6 protein-coding genes and 1 pseudogene are annotated in these 19,730 nt (G+C 74.7%); all 7 read right to left on the bottom strand.

Going from position 1 to position 19,730, the window contains the following annotated elements; all coding sequences use genetic code 11:
• Positions 1–127: 127 nt before the first annotated feature.
• The 7 genes and pseudogenes from ACLJPY_RS38795 to ACLJPY_RS38765 all read right to left on the bottom strand — a co-directional run bounded on the left by ACLJPY_RS38795 (position 128) and on the right by ACLJPY_RS38765 (position 19,715).
• On the bottom strand, positions 128–919 hold the full coding sequence (locus ACLJPY_RS38795) for a shikimate dehydrogenase family protein (protein WP_410595972.1): 792 nt from the start codon (positions 917–919) through the stop codon (positions 128–130).
• Positions 920–938: 19 nt separating this feature from the next.
• Positions 939–2,261 (bottom strand): 3-deoxy-7-phosphoheptulonate synthase, encoded by a 1,323-nt coding sequence (locus ACLJPY_RS38790; RefSeq protein WP_410595971.1) that lies wholly within the window; start codon positions 2,259–2,261, stop codon positions 939–941.
• On the bottom strand, positions 2,258–3,313 hold the full coding sequence (locus ACLJPY_RS38785) for a 3-dehydroquinate synthase family protein (RefSeq protein WP_410595970.1): 1,056 nt from the start codon (positions 3,311–3,313) through the stop codon (positions 2,258–2,260). Before ACLJPY_RS38785 ends, ACLJPY_RS38790 begins: the two co-directional genes overlap by 4 nt.
• Positions 3,310–3,498: a hypothetical protein gene (locus tag ACLJPY_RS38780; protein WP_410595969.1), complete on the bottom strand. Its 189-nt coding sequence runs from the start codon at positions 3,496–3,498 to the stop codon at positions 3,310–3,312. Before ACLJPY_RS38780 ends, ACLJPY_RS38785 begins: the two co-directional genes overlap by 4 nt.
• Positions 3,499–3,519: 21 nt before the next feature.
• On the bottom strand, positions 3,520–4,302 hold the full coding sequence (locus ACLJPY_RS38775) for an arylamine N-acetyltransferase (protein WP_410595968.1): 783 nt from the start codon (positions 4,300–4,302) through the stop codon (positions 3,520–3,522).
• Positions 4,303–4,312: 10 nt separating this feature from the next.
• Positions 4,313–14,566 (bottom strand): annotated as a pseudogene (locus ACLJPY_RS38770) (beta-ketoacyl synthase N-terminal-like domain-containing protein); the annotation flags it as partial.
• A 49-nt stretch (positions 14,567–14,615) separates the two neighbouring features.
• A complete protein-coding gene (locus tag ACLJPY_RS38765) occupies positions 14,616–19,715 on the bottom strand; it encodes an acyltransferase domain-containing protein (RefSeq protein WP_410595967.1) in 5,100 nt (1,699 codons plus the stop codon).
• Positions 19,716–19,730 lie beyond the last annotated feature (15 nt).

The raw sequence follows: 19,730 nt of genomic DNA, 5'->3' as shown, positions 1-19,730 counted from the left end.
CTCCGCTGGGGTTCGAATGGAAAAAAAAGCCCGTGCCGTGTCCGGAATGCGTCGGAATCAGCGTCCCCACCAGGCTAGGTCCGGCCCCGGGCCGCTTACATCCCTCGGCTTGGTAGTGGCCGTTTCGTCAACCCAGACCGAAGAATTCGCGATAGGAGTCCAATTGCCCGTCGAGCATGTGGCTGCCGTAATGGACGGGGTGGCCCAGCGCCGCCGCTTCGCGGAGGAGGCGGGTTTCGCGGGGCTTCATGACGATGTCGGCGACCACGCTGCCCGGGGCCAGCCGGTCCGGCCGGAACGGCAGCGGGTCCTCGGGCCGCAGCCCGAGCGGGGTCGCGTTGACGACGATCTCGGCGCCCGCGGTGTCCGGCTCGGCCGACACCGAGGTCCGGCCCGCCCAGTGCGTGTCGAGGCGGGCCTTGAGGGCGGCCAGTTTCCCGGTGTCCGGGTCGCACACCGCGAGCCGGTCGGCGCCGGCCGCCAGCAGGGCGGCCGCGATGGCGCTGCCCGCGCCACCGGCGCCGGCGAGGGACACCACCCGGGCCTTCGGGTCGTGCCCGGCTTCGACCAGCCCGGCCACGAAGCCGGTGCCGTCGAAGTTCTCGGCGTACCACCGGCCGTCGGCTTCGCGGCGCAGGGCGTTGGCGCTGCCGGTGATCTCGACCGCCGGGCTGCGCCGGTCGGCGAGCCCGGCCGCGGCGAACTTGTGCGGCACGGTGACGAAGATGCCGTCGAGGTTGGCGACGGCCTTCAGCCCGGCGACGATCGCCGCGAGGTCCGCCTCGGGCGCGTGCACCGGGACGAGCACCGCGTCGACGCCCCGCGCCGCGAAGAGCGGGTTCAGCAGCCCGGGCGACCGGACCTGGGCGACCGGATCGCCCAGCACGACGTACAGGCGGGTGGTGCCGCTGATGTCCATTTCGGCCTTCCCGCTGCGGCTAGCGCAGCAGCTTCGCGATCGCGAAAGCGAGTTCGACCGACTGGCTCGCGTTGAGGCGTGGGTCGCAGGCGGTCAGGTAGCGGTCGGGCAGGTCGGCCTCGGCGATGCCCGCGGTGCCCCCGAGGCATTCCGTGACGTCGTCGCCGGTCACCTCGACGTGGATCCCGCCGGGGTGGGTGCCGAGCTGCCGGTGCACCTCGAAGAACCCGGCCAGCTCGTCCGCGACGTCGCCGAAGTGGCGGGTCTTGTAGCCGTTGCCGGACGTCCGGGTGTTGCCGTGCATCGGGTCGCACTGCCAGATCACCTCGTGCCCGGACGCGGTCACCTTCTCCACGATCGGCGGCAGCAGCTCGCGGACCTGCGCGTGCCCCATCCGGCTGACCAGCGTCAGCCGGCCCGGCGTGCGGTGCGGGTCGAGGCGCCGCACGTACTCGACGGCCTCCTCCGGGGTGGTGGCCGGCCCCAGCTTGAGGCCGATCGGGTTGGCCAGCAGCTCGGCGAACGCGAGGTGGGCGCCGTCGAGCTGCCGGGTGCGCTCCCCGATCCACAGGAAGTGCGCCAGGCCGCTGGACAGCCGCGGTTCCGGGCCGCCGGAGTCCGCCCACAGCACGGCGCGCTCGTAGTCGAGCAGGAGCAGCTCGTGGCTGACGTAGAACTCGGCCGGCCGCGGTGGGCGGCCGCCGTCCGCGAAGGGCAGCCCGGCCGAGGACGCGCGGCGGGCGCCGGCGAGCACGGCCTGCGCCACCAGCGGTTCTTCGAGGCCCTCGGCGCACAGCTTGCGGACGACGTCCATCGTGCCCGCCGCGTGGGCGTAGGCCATCAGCATCCGGTGCGGGTCCGGGGTCCGGGCGGCGGCGGTGCACTCCGGCGAGTTCACGATGTCGCCCCGGTAGACCGGGAGCCCCAGCGCGTCGACGGCCTTGGACCGCGGCTTGGCGAACTGCCCGGCCATCCGGGCGATCTTGACCACCGGCAGGCCGGCCGCGCCGGCCAGCACGCCGGCCATCCGCTCGAGCACCGCCAGGTTGGCCCGCAGGTGCGGTTCGGTGTTGCCGGCGAACGTCTCCGCGCAGTCCCCGCCCTGCAGGAGGAACGCCTCGCCGCGGGCGACCGACGCGAGCCGCGCGCTCAGCCGGGCGGTTTCCGCCGGCGTCACGATCGGCTCGGCGTCGTGCAGCAGCTCGACCACCGCCTCCGCGCGCGCGGCGTCCGGCCAGCACGGCTGCTGCGCGGCCGGCCGGGCCAGCGCCGCGCTCAGCCGCCCGGCCAGCACCCGGTCGACCGCCCGGCCGTGGGCCGCGCGGTACGGCAGCCGGTTCACGTCGCCGCCGCTTCCGTCGCGCCGACCAGGTTCTCCAGGCTGTCCCGCGGCATTCCGGCCAGGACGTCGGTGACGACCCGCGGTGGCACGTCGGTCACCAGCTCCGCGCCGCGCGGCCCGGCCAGCACGAACGCGAGCCCGGTGATCGCCTTCTTGTCCCGGTGCATCTGGCGCACGAGCACCGCCGGGTCGACGTCCTCGGGCAGCGCGGCCGGCAGGCCGTAGTGCCGGACGACCTCGAGGTGTTCGTCCACTCCGGACCGGTCGAGGCGGCCCAGCGCGCCCGCCAGCCGGCCCGCGAAGACCGTGCCGATGGCCACCGCCTCGCCGTGGCGCAGCGCGAACCCGGTCGCGATCTCCAGTGCGTGCCCCAGCGTGTGGCCGTAGTTGAGCAGGTGCCGCAGCCCGGTGTCCCGCTCGTCCTGCGCCACGATCCCGGCCTTCAGGGTGACGCTGGCGGCGATCTGCTCGGGCAGCGTCCGGCCGCGCAGGTCGGGTGCGCCGATGAAGTGGCAGCGTGCGATCTCGCCGAGGCCGTTCAGCACCTCCCGCCGCGGCAGCGTCGTCAGGTATTCGGTGTCGCACAGCACCGCGCTGGGCTGCCAGTACGCGCCGACGAGGTTCTTGCCGTCCGGCAGGTTCACCGCCGTCTTCCCGCCGACGCTGGCGTCGACCTGCGCGAGCAGGGACGTCGGCAGGTGCACCACGGCGACCCCCCGGTGGTACAGCGCGGCCGCGAGCCCGACGACGTCCGTGGTCGTGCCGCCGCCGCAGGAGACGACGACGTCGGAGCGGGTGAGCCCGAACCGCGCGAACTCACCGCACAGTTCCTCCACTGTGGACAGCCGCTTGGCGCGCTCGCCGTCGCGGGCCGGCAGCAGCAGGGTGGGCACCCCGGTGTCCGGCACCCAGTCGGCCGGCCGGGCCGACACGACCACGGCCCGCCGCGCGCCCACGCGGCGGACGACCTCGGGCAGCGCCGTCCGCACGCCGGGACCGACGAGCACGTCGTAGGAACGCTCGCTCAGGCGGACCGGGATCGTCGTCTTCACGGCGACGGCTCCCTCGGCTCCGGGACCGTCACGTAGGGCAGGTCGGCGATCCGGGACACCGGCTCGCTGCCGTGGTGGAGGTACTCGCCGCCGTAGAAGAAGTCGAGGTACGGGACGTAGTGCTGCCGGTAGGCGATCCTGCAGAAGCCGGCGAACCTCGCCAGCAGACCCTCTTTTTGCCTCATCGTCGTGCCTTTCGCCGGGGTTCAGCCGAGGTCGCCGGAGAGCACGCGGGCCACCAGCGCCCGGTGCTCGTCGTCGTCGGTGATGGTGCGCACCTGCTCGCGGCCGTCGGTCACCGTCAGGTACCGGCGCTGCCGCAGGAAGACCTGGCCGTTGCCGAACGCGCGGCCGCACAGCGTCTCCTGGGAGTCGGTGCGGGTGGTGTCGCCCACCAGTGCGCGGAAGTTGTCCTCCAGTTCCTTCCAGTCGCTCCACTCGCGGGGCTGCGTCGTGAACGTGTAGATCCCGCTCCAGCGGGTGACCGCGCCGCGGCGCTGCAGCTCGTACCCGGATTCCCGGTCCACCAGCCGGAACTGGCTCCCGTACTGGGTCCGCACCGCGGGCGACACCGGCAGCGGCTCGACGTAGGTCGGGCCGGGGTAGCCGACGTCCACGAGCCAGTCGTCGCCGTCGAGGGTGACCAGGTTGAACATGTGCTCGACGTCGGTCCCGAAGGTCTCCCGGCCTTCGGTGGTGCTGCCGGCCAGCGGCGTGACGTCGTAGCCGAGTTCGGCCAGTAGCCGGTGGAACAGCCGGTTCAGGTGGTAGCAGGCGCCGCCCTTGCCCTCGGCGATGCTGGTCACGAAGACGGCGTCCTCGTCGAGGTCGACGACGTTCACCGCGTCGCGCAGTTCGTAGGCGAGGCTGTTGTACGGGATCGCCATCAGGTGGTTCTTCTGCAGCTTCGCCAGCGTCTCGACGTCCACGCCGGTTTCCCCGCCGCAGCCGATCCGCTGGAGGTAGGTCTCCACGTCGAACACGTTCACCAACCTTCTTTCAGAGCAGCTCGTTCAGGTGCGCGGCGAGCAGGGCCGGCGTCGGGTGGTCGAAGACGACGCTCGGCGCGAGCTTCCGTTCGGTGCGGGCCCGCAGCCGGTTGCGGAGCTCGATCGCGGTCAGCGAGTCGAAGCCGATCTCGAACAGCCCCTGGTCCGGGTCGACCTGGTGGGCGGCGCGGTAGCCGAGCACGCCGGCCACCTGGCCGCGGACCAGCTCGAGCAGGACCTTCGCCCGCTCGGCCGGCCCGAGCCCGGCCAGCGAGCCGGTCCACTTCTCGTCCACAGTGGACGCGGCGCGGGCCTGCTGCCGTCCCGCGCGGACCAGGCCGCGCAGCAGGTGCGGCACTTCGGCGCCGCCCGCCGCTTCGGCGCGCAGGCCCCGCAGGTCGAGCTGGGCGGGCACCAGCAGTGGCTCCCCCGACCCGATGGCGGCGTCGAAGAGGTCCATGCCCTCCGCGGGTTTCATGGCGACCAGCCCGCCGCGCCGGGTCATCCGGGCCCGGCCGGCTTCGTCGGTCCCGGCCGCCATGCCGCCGGTGGCCTGGTCCCACAGGCCCCACGCCAGCGACTGGCCCGGCAAGCCCGCCGCCCGGCGGTGGGCGATCAGGCCGTCCAGGTACGCGTTCGCCGCGGCGTAACCGCCGCTGCCCGCGCCCATGAACACCGCGGACACCGAGGAGTAGACGACGAACGCGTCGAGGTCGGTGTCCCGGGTCAGCTCGTCGAGGTGGCGGACCGCGTCGACCTTCGGCGCGAACACTTCGGCCAGCCGGTCCGGGGTCACCGTTCCGATCACCCCGGCGTCGGCGATCCCGGCCGTGTGGACCACGGCGGTCGGCCGGTGCTCGGCCAGCAGGGCGGCCACCTGGTCCCGGTCCGAGACGTCGCAGGCGGCGACGGAGACGTCGGCGCCCAGCCCGGTGAGGTCGGTGACCAGGTCCTTCGCGCCTTCGGCGTCCAGTCCACGGCGGCTGGCCAGCACCAGCTGCCGGACGCCGTGCCGCTCGACCAGGTGCCGGGCGGCCAGGCCGCCGAGCGACCCGGTCCCGCCGGTGATCAGGACCGGCCCCTCGGTCTTGAACCCGGCGGGCGCGTCGGGCCGGGCGGCGCGGGCGAGCCGCGGGATGGACAGCGTCGTGCCGCGGATCGCGACCTGGGGCTCGCCGTCGGCGAGCACCGAAGCCAGCAGCGGCGGCACTTCGGCGCCGGGCTCGACGTCCAGCAGGACGATCCGGTCCGGGTTCTCCGCCTGCGCGGCCCGGACCAGTCCCCAGACCGCGGCCGCGGCCGGGTCGTGCACCGCGCCGTCGCCGGCGGGCACGGCACCGCGGGTGACGACCGCGAGCTTCGTCCCCTCCAGCCCGCCGCCGGCCAGCCAGCACTGGACGACGTCGAGCACCCGGACCGTGAGCGCCAGCACGTCGTCCCCGCCGGAGACGGCTTCCGCGACGGCCACCGCCGGGGCGTCCGCCGCGCCGGTCAGCACGTCGTCGGCCAGGGTCGCCACCTGTTCCGCGGTGGCCACCGGCACCCAGGAGGGCACCGGCCGGGTGCGGTCCACGGAGGACAGCGGCGTCCAGTCCACCCGGAACAGCGAGCCGGCGCCCGCCGGGCCCGCCGCCGTCGTGAGCTGGTCGTTCGACACCGGGCGGCCGACCAGCGACTCCAGCGTGACGACCAGGCCGCCGGTCTCGTCCACAGCCTCCAGCGACATGCTGTCCCGCTCGGGCTTGCCGACGCGGACCCGCAGCGTCGAGGCCCCGGCCGCGTGCAGCCGCAGGCCGTTCCACGCGAAGGGCAGCCGCACCTCGTCCCCGTAGGACTCGGTGTCCGCCGCGGCGCTGACCATCGTCGAGTGCAGGGCCGCGTCCAGCAGCGCCGGGTGGATGCCGAACGCACCGGCGTTCGCCTCTTCGGGCAGGGCGATCTCGGCGAAGGTCTCGGCGGTGTCCCCGCGGCCGCGCCGCCACACCGCCCGCACGGCCCGGAACGTGGGCCCGTAGCCGTAGCCGACGTCCGCGAGCACGTCGTAGGCGCCGGTGATGTCGACCGGTTCGGCGCCGGACGGCGGCCAGGCGGCGAAGTCGAACTCGGCTGTCCCGCGCGGCCGGTCGTCCGGGGCCAGGACGCCGGTGGCGTGCCGGACCCAGCTGTCGGAGTCCTCGCGCAGGGAGTGGATGTCCACCGTGCGGGAGCCGTCCTGGCCCGGGCCGCCGACCGCGACCTGCACGCGGACGCCGCCGCGGCGGGGCACCACCAGCGGCGCTTCGATCACCAGCTCGTCGAGCACCGGGCAGCCGGCCTCGTCGCCGGCCCGCACGGCCAGCTCGACCAGCCCGGTGCCGGGGACGATCACGACGTCCCGGACCGCGTGGTCGGCCAGCCAGGGGTGCGACCGCAGCGACAGCCGCGAGGTGCACACGAGCCCGTCGGACTGCGGCAGCGGCACGACGGCGCCGAGCAGCGGGTGGTCGGCGCCGGCCAGGCCCAGCGAGACGGCGTCGGACGCGGTGCCGGCCGGGCGGAGCCAGTAGTGCTCGTGGTCGAAGGCGTACGTCGGCAGGTCCACCCGGGCAGGAGACACCAGCGTGGTCCAGTCCAGGTCGACTCCGCGCACGAACAGCTCGGCCATCGACGTCAGCAGCCTGCGCAGACCGCCGTCGTCGCGCCGCAGCGACCCGGTGACGAGCTGGTCGGTGCGCTCGGTGATCGGCTGGACCAGCACCGGGTGGGCGCTGATTTCGACGAACACGCCGTGCCCCTGCCCGAGCAGCGTTTCCACGGCCGGGCCGAACCGCACCCGGCCGCGCAGGTTCCGGTACCAGTAGCCGCCGTCGACGACCCCCTCGTCACGGATCCAGTCGCCGGTCAGGGTGGAGAGGAACGGCACGAGCGGCGCCCGGGCGTCGAGGCCGGCCAGCGCTTCGGCCAGCGTCTCCTCGATGTCTTCGACGTGCCGGGTGTGCGAGGCGTAGTCCACCGCGACCCGCCGGACGCGGACGCCCTGGCCGGACAGCGCTTCGAGCGCTTCGCCGAGCGCTTCGGCGTCGCCGGCGATCACCGTCGACGCCGGGCTGTTGACCGCGGCCACCTCGACCCGCTCGGCCCACGGCGCCAAGCGTGTGACGGCGTCTTCCTCGCTCAGCGCGACCGAGGCCATGCCGCCGCGGCCGGAGAGCTTCGCGGCGATGGCCTGGCTGCGCAGCGCGACGACCTTGGCCGCGTCCTCCAGCGACAGGGCTCCCGAGACGCACGCCGCGGCGATCTCGCCCTGGGAGTGGCCGAGCACGGCGTCGGGGACCACCCCGGCCGCGGACCAGACCGCGGCCAGGCCGACCATCATCGCCCAGCTCGCGGGCTGGAGGACGTCGACCCGGTCCAGCAGGCCGGGGTCGTCGCCGCGCAGGACGTCGAGCAGCGACCAGTCGATCCACGGCTCCAGCGCGGCCGCGCACTCGGCGATCCGCGCCGCGAACACCGGCGAGGATCCGAGCAGCTCGCGGCCCATGCCCGCCCACTGCGTCCCCTGCCCGGGGAACACCCAGACGAGCTTGCCCGGCCCGCCGGACGCGGGCACCCGGCCGCTGACCAGGCCCGGCGCGTCCTCGCCACGGGCGAGCGCACCCAGGCCTTCGCGGGCCTCCTCGGCCGACTCCGCGACCACGACCGCCCGCTCGCCGAACCGGGCGCGCCCCGGCAGAGCCCCGGCGACCTCGGCAAGGGGCGCGTCCTCGAGGAACGCGGCGAGCCGGCCGGCCTGGCCGCGCAAAGCACCGGCGCTGCGGGCCGACACCACCAGCGGCACGACCCCGCCCGCCGGCGACTCGCCGGCGACCGGCTCGGGCTCGACCGGCGCTTCTTCGATGATCAGGTGGGCGTTCGTGCCGCTGATCCCGAACGAGGACACCCCGGCCCGGCGCGGACGGCCGGTGCGCGGCCACTCGCGCGCCTCCGTCAGCAGCGAGACCGCGCCCGCGGACCAGTCGACCTGGCTGGTGGGCTGCTCGACGTGCAGGGTCGGCGGCAGGACGCCGTGCCGCAGCGCCTGCACCATCTTGATCACGCCCGCGACGCCGGCGGCCGACTGCGTGTGCCCGAAGTTCGACTTCACCGAACCCAGCCACAACGGCGTTTCCGGGTCCCGGTCCCGGCCGTAGGTCGCCAGCAGGGCCTGCGCCTCGATCGGGTCGCCGAGCGCCGTCCCGGTGCCGTGGCCCTCCACAACGTCCACATCGGACGGTGCCAGCCCGGCGCCGGAGAGGGCCCGGCGGATCACGCGCTGCTGCGACGGCCCATTGGGGGCGGTCAAGCCGTTGGACGCGCCGTCGGAGTTCACCGCGCTGCCGCGCAGGACGGCCAGGACGCGGTGGCCGCGTTCGCGCGCCACGGACAGCCGCTCCAGCACGACGACCCCGACGCCCTCGGCCCAGCCGGTCCCGTCGGCGCCCTCCGCGTAGGCCTTGCACCGGCCGTCACCGGCCAGGCCACGCTGCTTCGCGAACTCCACGAAGGTGCCGGGCGTCCCCATCACGGTGACGCCACCGGCCAGCGCCATCGAGCACTCGCCCTGCCGCAGGGCCTGCCCGGCCAGGTGCATCGCGACCAGCGACGACGAGCACGCCGTGTCGATCGTGACGGCCGGGCCTTCGAAGCCGAAGACGTAGGACACCCGGCCGGACACGACGCTGGACGCGCCCGCCGTGCTCGCGTACCCCTCCAGCTCGGCCGGGTCGGCGCCCATCCCGTAGCCCTGGTTGGACACCCCGGCGAACACGCCGACGTCGGCGCCCTTCAGCGAACCCGGGTCGACCCCGGCGCCTTCGAGCGCTTCCCAGGACGCCTCCAACAGCAGCCGCTGCTGCGGGTCCATCGCGAGGGCCTCCCGCGGCGAGATCCCGAAGAAGCCCGCGTCGAACAGGGCGGCGCCGTCGAGGAATCCGCCCTGGCTGGTGTATGTCGTGCCGGAGCGGTCGGGGTCGTCGTCGAACAGGTTTTCCAGGTCCCAGCCCCGGTCCTCGGGGAACGGGGACAGCCCTTCGAGACCGTCGCGCACCAGGCGCCACAGGCCGTCGGGATCGGTGACCCCGCCCGGCAGGCGGCACGCCATGCCGACGATGGCGATCGGCTCCCCGGCGTCCGCGGCGGTCGTGGTGACCGACGGCGTCGTGGCCACCGTGTCGCCGAGTTCGGCACGCAGGTAGCGGGCCAGCGCGACCGGCGTCGGGTAGTCGAAGACCAGCGTCGCGGGCAGCTTCAGCCCGCTCGCCTCGCGCAGCCGGTTGCGCAGTTCCACCGAGGTCAGCGAGTCGAACCCGGCGTCCTTGAACGCCGTGTCCGGGCGGACGGCGGCCGGCCCGGCGTGCCCGAGCACCAGCGCGACCTGCGTGCGGACGACGTCGAGCAGCAGCGCCTCCTGCTCGGCCGGGGCGAGCCCGGCGAGCCGGCCGGCCAGCCCCTTGTCCACAGTGGACGCCGCGCGCGCCTGCTGCCTGCCCGGGCGGACCAGGCCGCGCAGCAGGTGCGGCACCGTCCCGCCGGCCCGCGTCTTGCGCAGGTCCAGCTTGACCGGGACGACGAGCCCGTCCGGCGCGGCGTCGAAGAGGTCCATGCCCTCGGCGGGTGAGATGGCGAGGACGCCGCCGCGGTCCGCCCGCGCCTGGTCGGCGCCGCCGAGGTGCGCGGTCATGCCGTCGGTCTGCGCCCAGAGGCCCCAGGCGAGCGACGTCCCGGGCAGGCCCGCGGCCCGGCGGTTCGCCACTACGGCGTCCAGGTAGGCGTTGGCGGCGGCGTAGTTGGCCTGCCCGGCCGAGCCGAAGACCCCGGACGCGGACGAGAAGACGACGAAACTGTCGAGGTCCAGGTCGCGGGTGAGCTCGTCGAGGTGGCGGACGGCGTCGACCTTCGGCGCGAAGACCTTGGCCAGCCGCTCGCGCGTCTGCGCCTCGAAGACGCCGTCGTCGAGGACGCCGGCGGTGTGCACGACCGCGGTGGGCCGGTGCTCGGCCAGCAGCGCCGCGACCTGGTCCCGCTCGGCCAGGTCGGCCGCGACCACGGTGACCTCGGCGCCCTGGGCGGTCAGTTCCGCGGTCAGCTCGGTCATGCCGTCGGCGGCCGGGCCGCGCCGGCTGACCAGCACCAGCCGCCGGACGCCGTGCCGGGCCACCAGGTGCCGGGCGGTGAGCACGCCGAGCGAGCCGGCCCCCGAAATCAGGACCGTCCCGCCGGACACGACCGGCGCCTCCGCGGCTTCGGCGCGTGCCAGCCGGGGGGCGGTGAGCGTGGTGCCGCGGACGGCGACCTGCGGTTCGCCGGCGGCCAGGACCCGGCCCAGCGGCACTTCGCCGTCGGTGTCGAGCAGGACGATCCGGTCCGGGTTCTCCGCCTGCGCGGCCCGCAGCAGGCCCCAGACGGCCGCCCCGGCGGGCTCGCGGACGAGCCCGTCACCGGCGGGGACCGCGCCGCGGGTCACCACGACCAGGCGCGTGTCGTCAGCCGCCTCGGCGAGCCAGGTCTGCACGGCTTCCAGCACCCGGCCGGTCAGTTCGAGGGGGTCCCCGCCGGACGCTTCGAGCACCTCGACGCCGTCCGCGGGCGCGTCCTCGGTCGCGGAAACCTCGGTCCACGCCAAGCGGAACAGGTCGTCCCGGTTCGCCGCCGCGCCCAGCTGCTCGGCCGACACCGGCCGGGAGACCAGGGAGTCCGCCGTCACGACGAGCCCGCCGGCCTCGTCCGCGGCCTCGACCGACAGCGCGTCCGGACCGCTCGGGGCGAGCCGGACCCGCAGCGCGGACGCCCCGGCCGCGTGCAGGACCAGGCCGTTCCAGGCGAACGGCAGCACCGGCCGCCCCGGCTCTTCCGCCGTGGCGGCCGGTGCGGCCATCCCCGCGTGCAGGGCGGCGTCGAGCAGACCCGGGTGGATGCCGAACCGGGCCGCGTCCGCGCGGTCGTCCTCGGCCAGGGCGACCTCGGCGAAGACCTCGTCGCCGCGACGCCACACGGCCCGCAGGCCGCGGAAGGACGGCCCGTACGCGTACCCGCGCTCGACAAGGCCGTCGTAGAAGTCTTCGACGTCGACGCGCTCGACGCCGGGCGGCGGCCAAGCCGTGAAGTCGAACGGTTGTGCCGCCGGCGGCGTGGCGGTCAGGAAGCCGGTCGCGTGCCGCGTCCAGACCTCCGCACCGGCGTCCTCGCGCAGCGAGTACACCTCGACCGCGCGCGAGCCGGTCTCCCCCGGCGCGCCGACGACGACGTGGATCCGGACCCCGCCGTGGCCGGGGACGACCAGCGGGGCCTCGATGACGAGTTCCTCGAGCACCGGGCAGCCGGCCTCGTCGCCGGCCCGGACCGCCAGCTCGACGAGCCCGGTGCCCGCGACGAGCACCACCCCGCCGATGACGTGGTCGGCCAGCCACGGGTGCGACTTCAGCGACAGCCGCGAGGTGAAGACCAGGCCGTCCGACTGCGGCAGCCGGACCACCGCGCCGAGCAGCGGGTGGTCGGCCGCGACCTGCCCGAGCGAAGCCGCGTCGGTGGCCTGCGCGGCCGGGTGCAGCCAGTAGTGCTGCTGGTCGAAGGCGTACTTCGGCAGGTCGACCCAGCCGGTGACCGGCGGCAGCAGGGCGGACCAGTCGACGGTGGCGCCGCGGACGAACAGCCCGGCGACCGCGGTGAGCAGCGCGGTGCCTTCCGGCCGGTCGTCCCGCAGCGCCGGGACGCACGTGACCTCGGCCGTCTCCTCGACCAGTGCGGTCAGCGCCGTCCCCGGCCCGAGCTCCACGAACCGGGACGCGCCGAACTCCGCCGCGGCCGCGACGCCGTCGGCGAACCGCACCGGCTGCCGCACGTGCCCGGCCCAGTAGGCCGGCTCGGTGAGCTCGCCGGGCCCGGCGAGCCGGCCGGTCACGTTGGAGACGACCGGGATCTCCGGCTCGTGCCACGTCACACCGGCCAGTTCGGCGGCGAACTCCGCGAGCATCGGCTCCATCCGCGCGGAGTGGAACGCGTGGGACACCTTGAGCTGCTTGGTCTTGTGCCCGCGCTCGCGCATGCGGTCGGCGGCCGCGAGGACCGCGTCTTCGTCGCCGGAGAGGACCACGGCCGCGGGGCCGTTGACGGCGGCGAGTTCCACGCCCTCGCCGAGCAGCTCGGCGACCTCCGCCTCGGACGCGGCGACGGCGGCCATCGCCCCGCCCGGCGCGAGGGCCTGCATCAGCCGGCCACGCGCGGCGACGATCCGGGCCGCGTCGGCCAGCGAAAACACGCCCGCGGCGTACGCGGCGGCGATTTCCCCGACGGAGTGGCCGATGACCACGTCCGGCCGGACACCCCAGGACTCGGCGAGCCGGAACAGCGCGCTCTCGACCGCGAACAGCCCGGCCTGGGTGAAAACGGTCTGGTCCAGCAGCCCGGTCTCCGCGGGCACGGCACCGAGGACGACGTCCCGCACGCCGTGACCCGCTCGCCCGGCCAGGCAGCGGTCCAGCTGCGCGCAGGCCTCGTCGAACGCCGTCGCGAACACCGGGTACCGCTCGTACAGCTCCCGGCCCATCCCGATCCGCTGGGAACCCTGGCCGGGGAAGACGTAGGCGAGCTTGCCCGGGCCGGCCGAACCGGTCACCACGCCGGGTGCGGCTTCCCCGCGCGCCACCGCGCGCAGCCCGGCCACGGCGTCCTCGTCCGTGCCCGCGACCACGACCGCGCGGTCACCGAGCCGGGCCCGGCTCGTCAGCAGGGCGCTCGCCAGCCGCGCCCGGGACGCGGCACCGGACTCCAGGACGTCCGCGAGGCGACCGGCCTGGGCGGCCAGTGACGCGGGACTGCCCGCGGAAACAACCAGCGGCACCGGTCCCTCGACCGGCGTTTCCGCCGGAACGGCGTCGGCCGGCGGGGCCTCTTCCAGGATCAGGTGGGCGTTCGTCCCGCTGATGCCGAACGCCGACACCCCGGCCCGGCGCGGCCGGTCGGCGCCGGGCCACTCGCGGGGCTCGGTCAGCAGCTCGACCGCGCCGGCCGACCAGTCGACCTCCGGCGTCGGCTCGGCCACGTGCAGGGTCGGCGGCAGGGCGCGGTGCCGCAGCGCCTGGACCATCTTGATCACGCCGGCGACCCCGGCGGCTGCCTGCGTGTGCCCGATGTTCGACTTGATCGACCCGAGCCACAACGGCTTCTCCGGCTCGCGGCCCTGGCCGTAGGTGGCCAGCAGCGCCTGCGCTTCGATCGGGTCGCCGAGCGCGGTGCCGGTCCCGTGCGCCTCGACGACGTCCACATCGGACGCGACCAGCCCGGCCCCGGCCAGTGCCTTGCGGATCACCCGCTGCTGCGACGGCCCGTTCGGCGCGGTCAGGCCGTTGGAAGCGCCGTCCTGGTTGACCGCGCTGCCGCGCAGGACGGCCAGGATCCGGTGCCCGCGTTCCTGCGCCACCGAAAGCCGTTCGAGCACCAGCACGCCGGCGCCTTCGGACCAGCCGGTGCCGTCCGCGGTCGAGGAGAAGGCCTTGGACCGGCCGTCGGCGGCCAGCACCCGCTGCCGCGAGAACGCCACGAAGGTGCCCGGGGTCGGCATCACCGTCGCGCCGCCTGCCAGCGCCATCGAGCACTCGCCCGCGCGCAGCGCCTGGGCGGCGAGGTGGATGGCGACCAGCGACGACGAGCACGCGGTGTCGATGGTGACCGCGGGACCTTCCAGCCCGAAGACGTAGGACACCCGGCCCGAGGCCACGCTCGACGCCGCGCCGATGCCCGCGAAGGCTTCGAGGTCCGGCGTGATCGCCCCGGCGCCGTAGCCCTGGGTGAACACGCCGGAGAACACGCCGACGTCGCTGCCCTTCAGCGAAAGCGGGTCGACCCCGGCGTCTTCGAGTGCCTCCCACGACGTCTCCAGCAGCACCCGCTGCTGCGGGTCCATGACGAGGGCCTCGCGCGGCGAGATGCCGAACAGGCCCGCGTCGAACTGCCCGGCACCGCGCAGGAACCCGCCCTGGCTGGTGTACGACGTCCCCGGGTTGTCCGGGTCCGGGTCGAACAGGCCGTCGAGGTCCCAGCCCCGGTCGTCGGGGAAGTCCGAGAGGGCGTCGACGCCGCCGGCCACGAGCCGCCACAGGTCTTCGGGCGAGGCCACGCCCCCGGGGAACCGGCAGGCCATCCCGACGACGGCGAGCGGTTCGTCGGCGTGCCGGGACCCCTGCTTGCGCAGGCTGTGCAGCTCCGCCGTGACGCGCTTGAGGTACTTGAGGAGTTTCTCGTCCGTGGCCATTCCTGTGTCCTCACAAAGGTTTGCTGGGAGCGTGGGTCTCGGACCGGGATCAGGTGAGGCCCAGCTCCTCGTCGATGAAGTCGAGGACTTCGTCGGCGGAGGCGGACTCGAGCCGGTCCGCCAGGGTTTCGCCGTCCGCTTCCCCGAGCACGCCGTTGCACCGGGCCACCAGGCCCTGCAGCCGGAGCGTCAGGCCGGTCTTCGTGGATTCGTCGAGCCGCAGGTCGCCGAGCAGCGCCTCGACGTCTTCGAGCCGGGCGTGCACGACCGACAGCGCGTCGTCGCCGGCCCCGAGTTCGTCGCGCAGGTGCCGGGCGAGGACCAGCGGGGTCGGGTAGTCGAAGGCGAGCGTGGCGGGCAGCTTCAGCCCGGTGCTCTCCCGCAGCCGGTTGCGCAGGTCCACCGAGGTCAGCGAGTCGAACCCGGCGTCCTTGAACGCCGTGTCCGCGCGGACCGCGTCCGGCCCGGCGTGCCCGAGCACCGCCGCGACCTGGCTGCGCACGAGGTCGACGAGCAGCGCCTCCCGCTCGGGCGCGGCCAGCCCGGCCAGCCGCCGCTGAAGCGATTCGTCCACTGTGGACGCGGCTTGGGCCTGCCGCCGTCCGGGGCGGACCAGGCCGCGCAGCAGGTGCGGCACGGTCCCGCCGGCCCGCACCTCCGCCAGGTCGAGCTTGACCGGAACGAGCAGCGGGAGCTGCGCGCCCAGTGCCGTGTCGAACAGGGTCATGCCCTCCTCGGCCGTGATCGGGCGCACGCCGCCGCGGCTCATCCGGGCCTGGTCGGTGCCGCCGAGGTGCGCGGTCATGCCGGTGGCCTGCTCCCACAGGCCCCACGCCAGCGACAGGCCCGGGAGCCCCGCCGCCCGGCGGCTCGCCATCGCCGCGTCCAGGAAGGCGTTCGCGGCCGCGTAGTTGCCCTGCCCGGGCGAGCCGAACACGCCGGAGCCGGAGGAGAACACGACGAAACTGTCGAGGTCCCGGTCGCGGGTGAGCTCGTCGAGGTGGCGGACCGCGTCGACCTTGGGCGCGAAGACCTCGGCCAGCCGCTCGGGGGTGAGCGTCCCGATGACGCCGTCGTCGAGGACGCCCGCGGTGTGGATGACGCTCGCCGGGCGGTGTTCGTCCAGCAGGGCGGCCACCTGCTCGCGGTCGGCGAGGTCACAGGCGACGACGGAGATGTCGGCGCCCTCGCCGGTGAGGTCGGTGACCAGGTCCTTCGCGCCGTCGGCGGCCAGGCCGCGGCGGCTGGCCAGGACCAGGTTCCGCACGCCGTGGTGGGTGACCAGGTGCCGGGCGACGATCTCGCCGAGCACTCCGGCACCGGAGACGAGGACCGTCCCTTGTAGACCGTCACCGGCGGTGGCGTCGGCGCGGGCCAGGCGCGGCACGAAGAGGGCGGTCCCGCGCACGGCGACCTGCGGCTCACCAGCGGCCAGCACCGCACCCAGCGGGAGCTCGCCGTCGGTGTCCACCAGCACGATCCGGTCCGGGTTCTCCGCCTGCGCGGACCGGACGAGCCCCCAGACCGCGGCCGCGGCGGGGTCGGTCACCGGGGTGTCCCCGGCGGGGACCGCGCCGCGCGTGACGACGACCAGGCGGTCCGCTTCGGGCTCGGTCAGCCAGGTCTGGAGCTTCTCCAGGACGCGGGAGGTCGCGGCCAGCGGGGAGTCGCCCGCGGGGACTTCCAGCACCTCGACGTCGTCGGCTTCCGCCGTTCCCCCATCGGGGAGTTCGAGCCAGTTCACCTGGAACAGCGCGTCCCGGGTGGTGCTCGGCTGTCCGACGGACACCGGCCGCAGCACCACTTCGTTCGCGGTGACGACCAGGTTGCCGGCGCCATCGACCGCTTCCAGGGCCCCGCCGGGCAGCAGCCGGACCCGCAGTGTCGACGCTCCCGCGGCGTGCAGCGTCAGGCCGCGCCACTCCATGGGCTGCGTCCGGCCGTCTTCGCCGGACAGGGCCGCGTCCAGGAGCGCCGGGTGGATGGCGAACGCACCGGCGTCCACGCCGTCGGGCAGGGACACTTCGGCGACGACCTCGTCGCCGGCCTGCCGTGCGCCCGGCGGGGGCGGCGTCGCCGAGAGCGTGCCGGTGGCGTGCCGGGTCCACTCGTCGGTGGCGTCGTCGGGCTGGGCGTGGACCTCCAGAACTCGGACGCCGTCGTCGTCCGGGCCGGACACGGTGACCTGCACGCGGATCGCGCCGCGGTCCGGGACCACCGGCGGCGTCTCGATGACGAGTTCGTCCAGCACCGGGGTCCCGGCTTCGTCGCCGGCCCGGACCGCCAGCTCGGCCAGGGCCGCGCCGGGGACGATCACGACGTCGTCGAGGGTGTGCCCGGCCAGCCACGGCTGGGACTTCAGCGACCACCGCGAGGTGAAGACCAAGCCGCCGGTTCCGGGCAGCCGCACCACCGGGCCCACGGCATCGGTCGCGGTCTCGACGTACTGCAGCCAATAGTGCTGGTGGTCGAAGGCGTAGGTGGGCAGGTCCACCCGGGCGGGCGGCACCAGCGTCGCCCAGTCGACGTCGACCCCGCGGACGAACAGCTCGGCCATCGAGGTCAGCAGCCGCCGCAGGCCGCCGTCGTCCCGCCGCAGCGAGCCGGTCACGACCGCGTCGTCGGCGATTTCGCTGATCGCCTGTACCAGCACCGGGTGCGCGCTGACCTCGACGAACACCCGGTGGCCCGCGCCGATCAGCTCGGCCACCGCCGGGCCGAACCCGACCTGGTTGCGCAGGTTGCGGTACCAGTAATCGCCGTCGACCACACCGGCGTCGCGGATCCAGTCACCGGTGAGCGTGGAGAAGAACGGCAGCGACGGCGCCTGGGCTTCGATCCCGGCCAGCGCCTCGGCGAGCGGCTCCTGGATGTCCTCGACGTGCCGGGTGTGCGACGCGTAGTCCACGGCCACCCGCCGGACCCGGATGTCCTGAGCGGACAAGGCTTCGAGGACCTGGTCCAGTGCCTCGGCGTCGCCCGCGATCACCGTTGACGACGGGCTGTTGACCGCGGCCACCTCGACCCGGTCCGCCCACGGCTTCAGCTGGACGAGGGCGTCTTCCTCGCTCAGCGCGACGGACGCCATGCCGCCGCGGCCGGCCAGCTTCGCCGCGATGGCCTGGCTGCGCAACGCGACCACCTTCGCCGCGTCCTGCAACGACAGCGCGCCCGACACGCAGGCGGCGGCGATCTCGCCCTGCGAGTGACCCACCACGGCATCGGGCCGGACCCCGACCGACTGCCACACCGCGGCCAAGCCGACCATCACCGCAAAACAGGCGGGCTGCAGCACATCGACCCGCTCGAGGTCGCCTTCGCCGCGGAGGACATCGAGCAGGGACCAGTCGATCCACGGTTCGAGAGCGGCCGCGCACTCGCCGATCCGCTCGGCGAACACCGGCGACGCGTCAAGGAGCTCGCGGCCCATCCCGATCCACTGCGAGCCCTGGCCCGGGAACACCCACACGACCTTGCCCGGTCCGCCGGAAGCGGCCACCGTGCCGGTCACGACGTCGGGCGCGCTTTCGCCGCGGGCCAACGCGTTCAGCCCGTCCGACGCCTCCTCGCGAGAACCGGCCACCACGACGGCCCGGTCGCCGAACACGGAACGGCTGGAAACCAGCGCCCCGGCGACCTCGGCGAGGGGCACGTCCGTCTCGCCGAGGAACGCGGCCAGCCGCTCGGCCTGGCCTGCCAGGGCACCGCGAGCCGACACCACCACGGGCACCACGCCTTCGACAGGCGTTACGGCGGGAGGCGTCTCCTCCTCGGGTGCTTCCTCGAGGATGAGGTGCGCGTTCGTGCCGCTGATGCCGAAGGAGGACACCCCGGCCCGGCGCGGCCGGTCTTCGCGCGGCCACTCCCGTGCCTCGGTCAGCAGCGAGACCGCTCCGGCCGACCAGTCGACCTCGGTGGACGGCTCGTCGACGTGCAGCGTCGGGGGCAGCACGCCGTGGCGCAGCGCTTCCACCATCTTGATCACGCTGGCCACGCCCGCGGCCGCCTGCGTGTGCCCGATGTTCGACTTGATCGAACCGAGCCACAACGGCTTCTCACGGCCCTTGCCGTAGGTGGCCAGCAACGCCTGCGCCTCGATCGGGTCGCCCAGCGTCGTACCGGTGCCGTGGCCCTCCACGACGTCCACATCGGACGGTGTCAGCCCGGCTTCGGCCAGCGCCGCGCGAATCACCCGCTGCTGAGAGGGGCCGTTCGGGGCGGTGAGGCCATTCGAAGCGCCGTCCTGGTTGACCGCGATGCCGCGCAGCACGGCCAGCACCCGGTGCCCGCGCTCGCGGGCGACCGACAGCCGTTCCAGCGCGATGACGCCGACGCCTTCGGCCAGGCCCATGCCGTCGGCGCGGTCCGCGAAGGCCTTGCAGCGCCCGTCCCGGGCGAGCCCGCGCTGGCGGGAGAAGGACACGAACGAACCGGGCTGGGCCATCACCATCGCGCCGCCGGCCAGCGCCATCGAGCACTCGCCGCGCCGCAGGGCCTGCGCGGCCAGGTGCATCGCCACCAGCGACGACGAACACCCGGTGTCGACGGTGACCGCCGGGCCCTCGAGGCCGAGGACGTAGGACACGCGGCCGGAGGCGATGCACGGTGCCGCGCCGGTACCGACGAAGCCTTCCAGTTCCGGCGCGACCACGCCGCCGCCGGCGCCGTAGCCCATGCTCGCGACCCCGGTGAACACGCCGATGTCGCTGCCCTTCAGCGAAAGCGGGTCCGTGCCGGTGCGCTCGATGGCCTCCCAGGACGTCTCCAGCAGCAGCCGCTGCTGCGGGTCCATGGCGACGGCCTCGCGCGGCGAGATCCCGAAGAACCCGGCGTCGAACAGATCGGCGTCGTGCAGGAACCCGCCCTGGTCGGTGTACGTCGTGCCCGGGCGGTCGGGGTCCGGGTCGACGAGCCCGTCGACGTCCCAGCCGCGGTTGCCGGGAAACCCGGTGACGGCGTCGGTCCCGTCGGCCACCAGCCGCCACAGGTCCTCGGGCGAGGACACCCCGCCCGGGTACCGGCACGCCATGGCGACGATGGCGATCGGCTCCCGCGCCTGCTCCTCGGCCTCGCGCAGCCGGGTGCGGGCGTCGCGGGCGTCGGCGATGGCCCGCTTGAGGTAATCGCGGAGCTGTCCCTCGTCAGCCACTGAACTCAACTCCCA

The organism is Amycolatopsis sp. lyj-23, assembly GCF_046549135.1.
Taxonomy (GTDB): Bacteria; Actinomycetota; Actinomycetes; order Mycobacteriales; family Pseudonocardiaceae; genus Amycolatopsis.
This window is presented reverse-complemented; position numbering and strand designations above follow the sequence as displayed.

Excerpts from the sequence above, each read along its gene's own strand:
- ACLJPY_RS38795 (WP_410595972.1), bottom strand. The coding sequence starts at position 919 with ATGGACATCAGCGGCACCACCCGCCTGTACGTCGTGCTGGGCGATCCG.
- ACLJPY_RS38780 (WP_410595969.1), bottom strand. The coding sequence starts at position 3,498 with ATGAGGCAAAAAGAGGGTCTGCTGGCGAGGTTCGCCGGCTTCTGCAGG.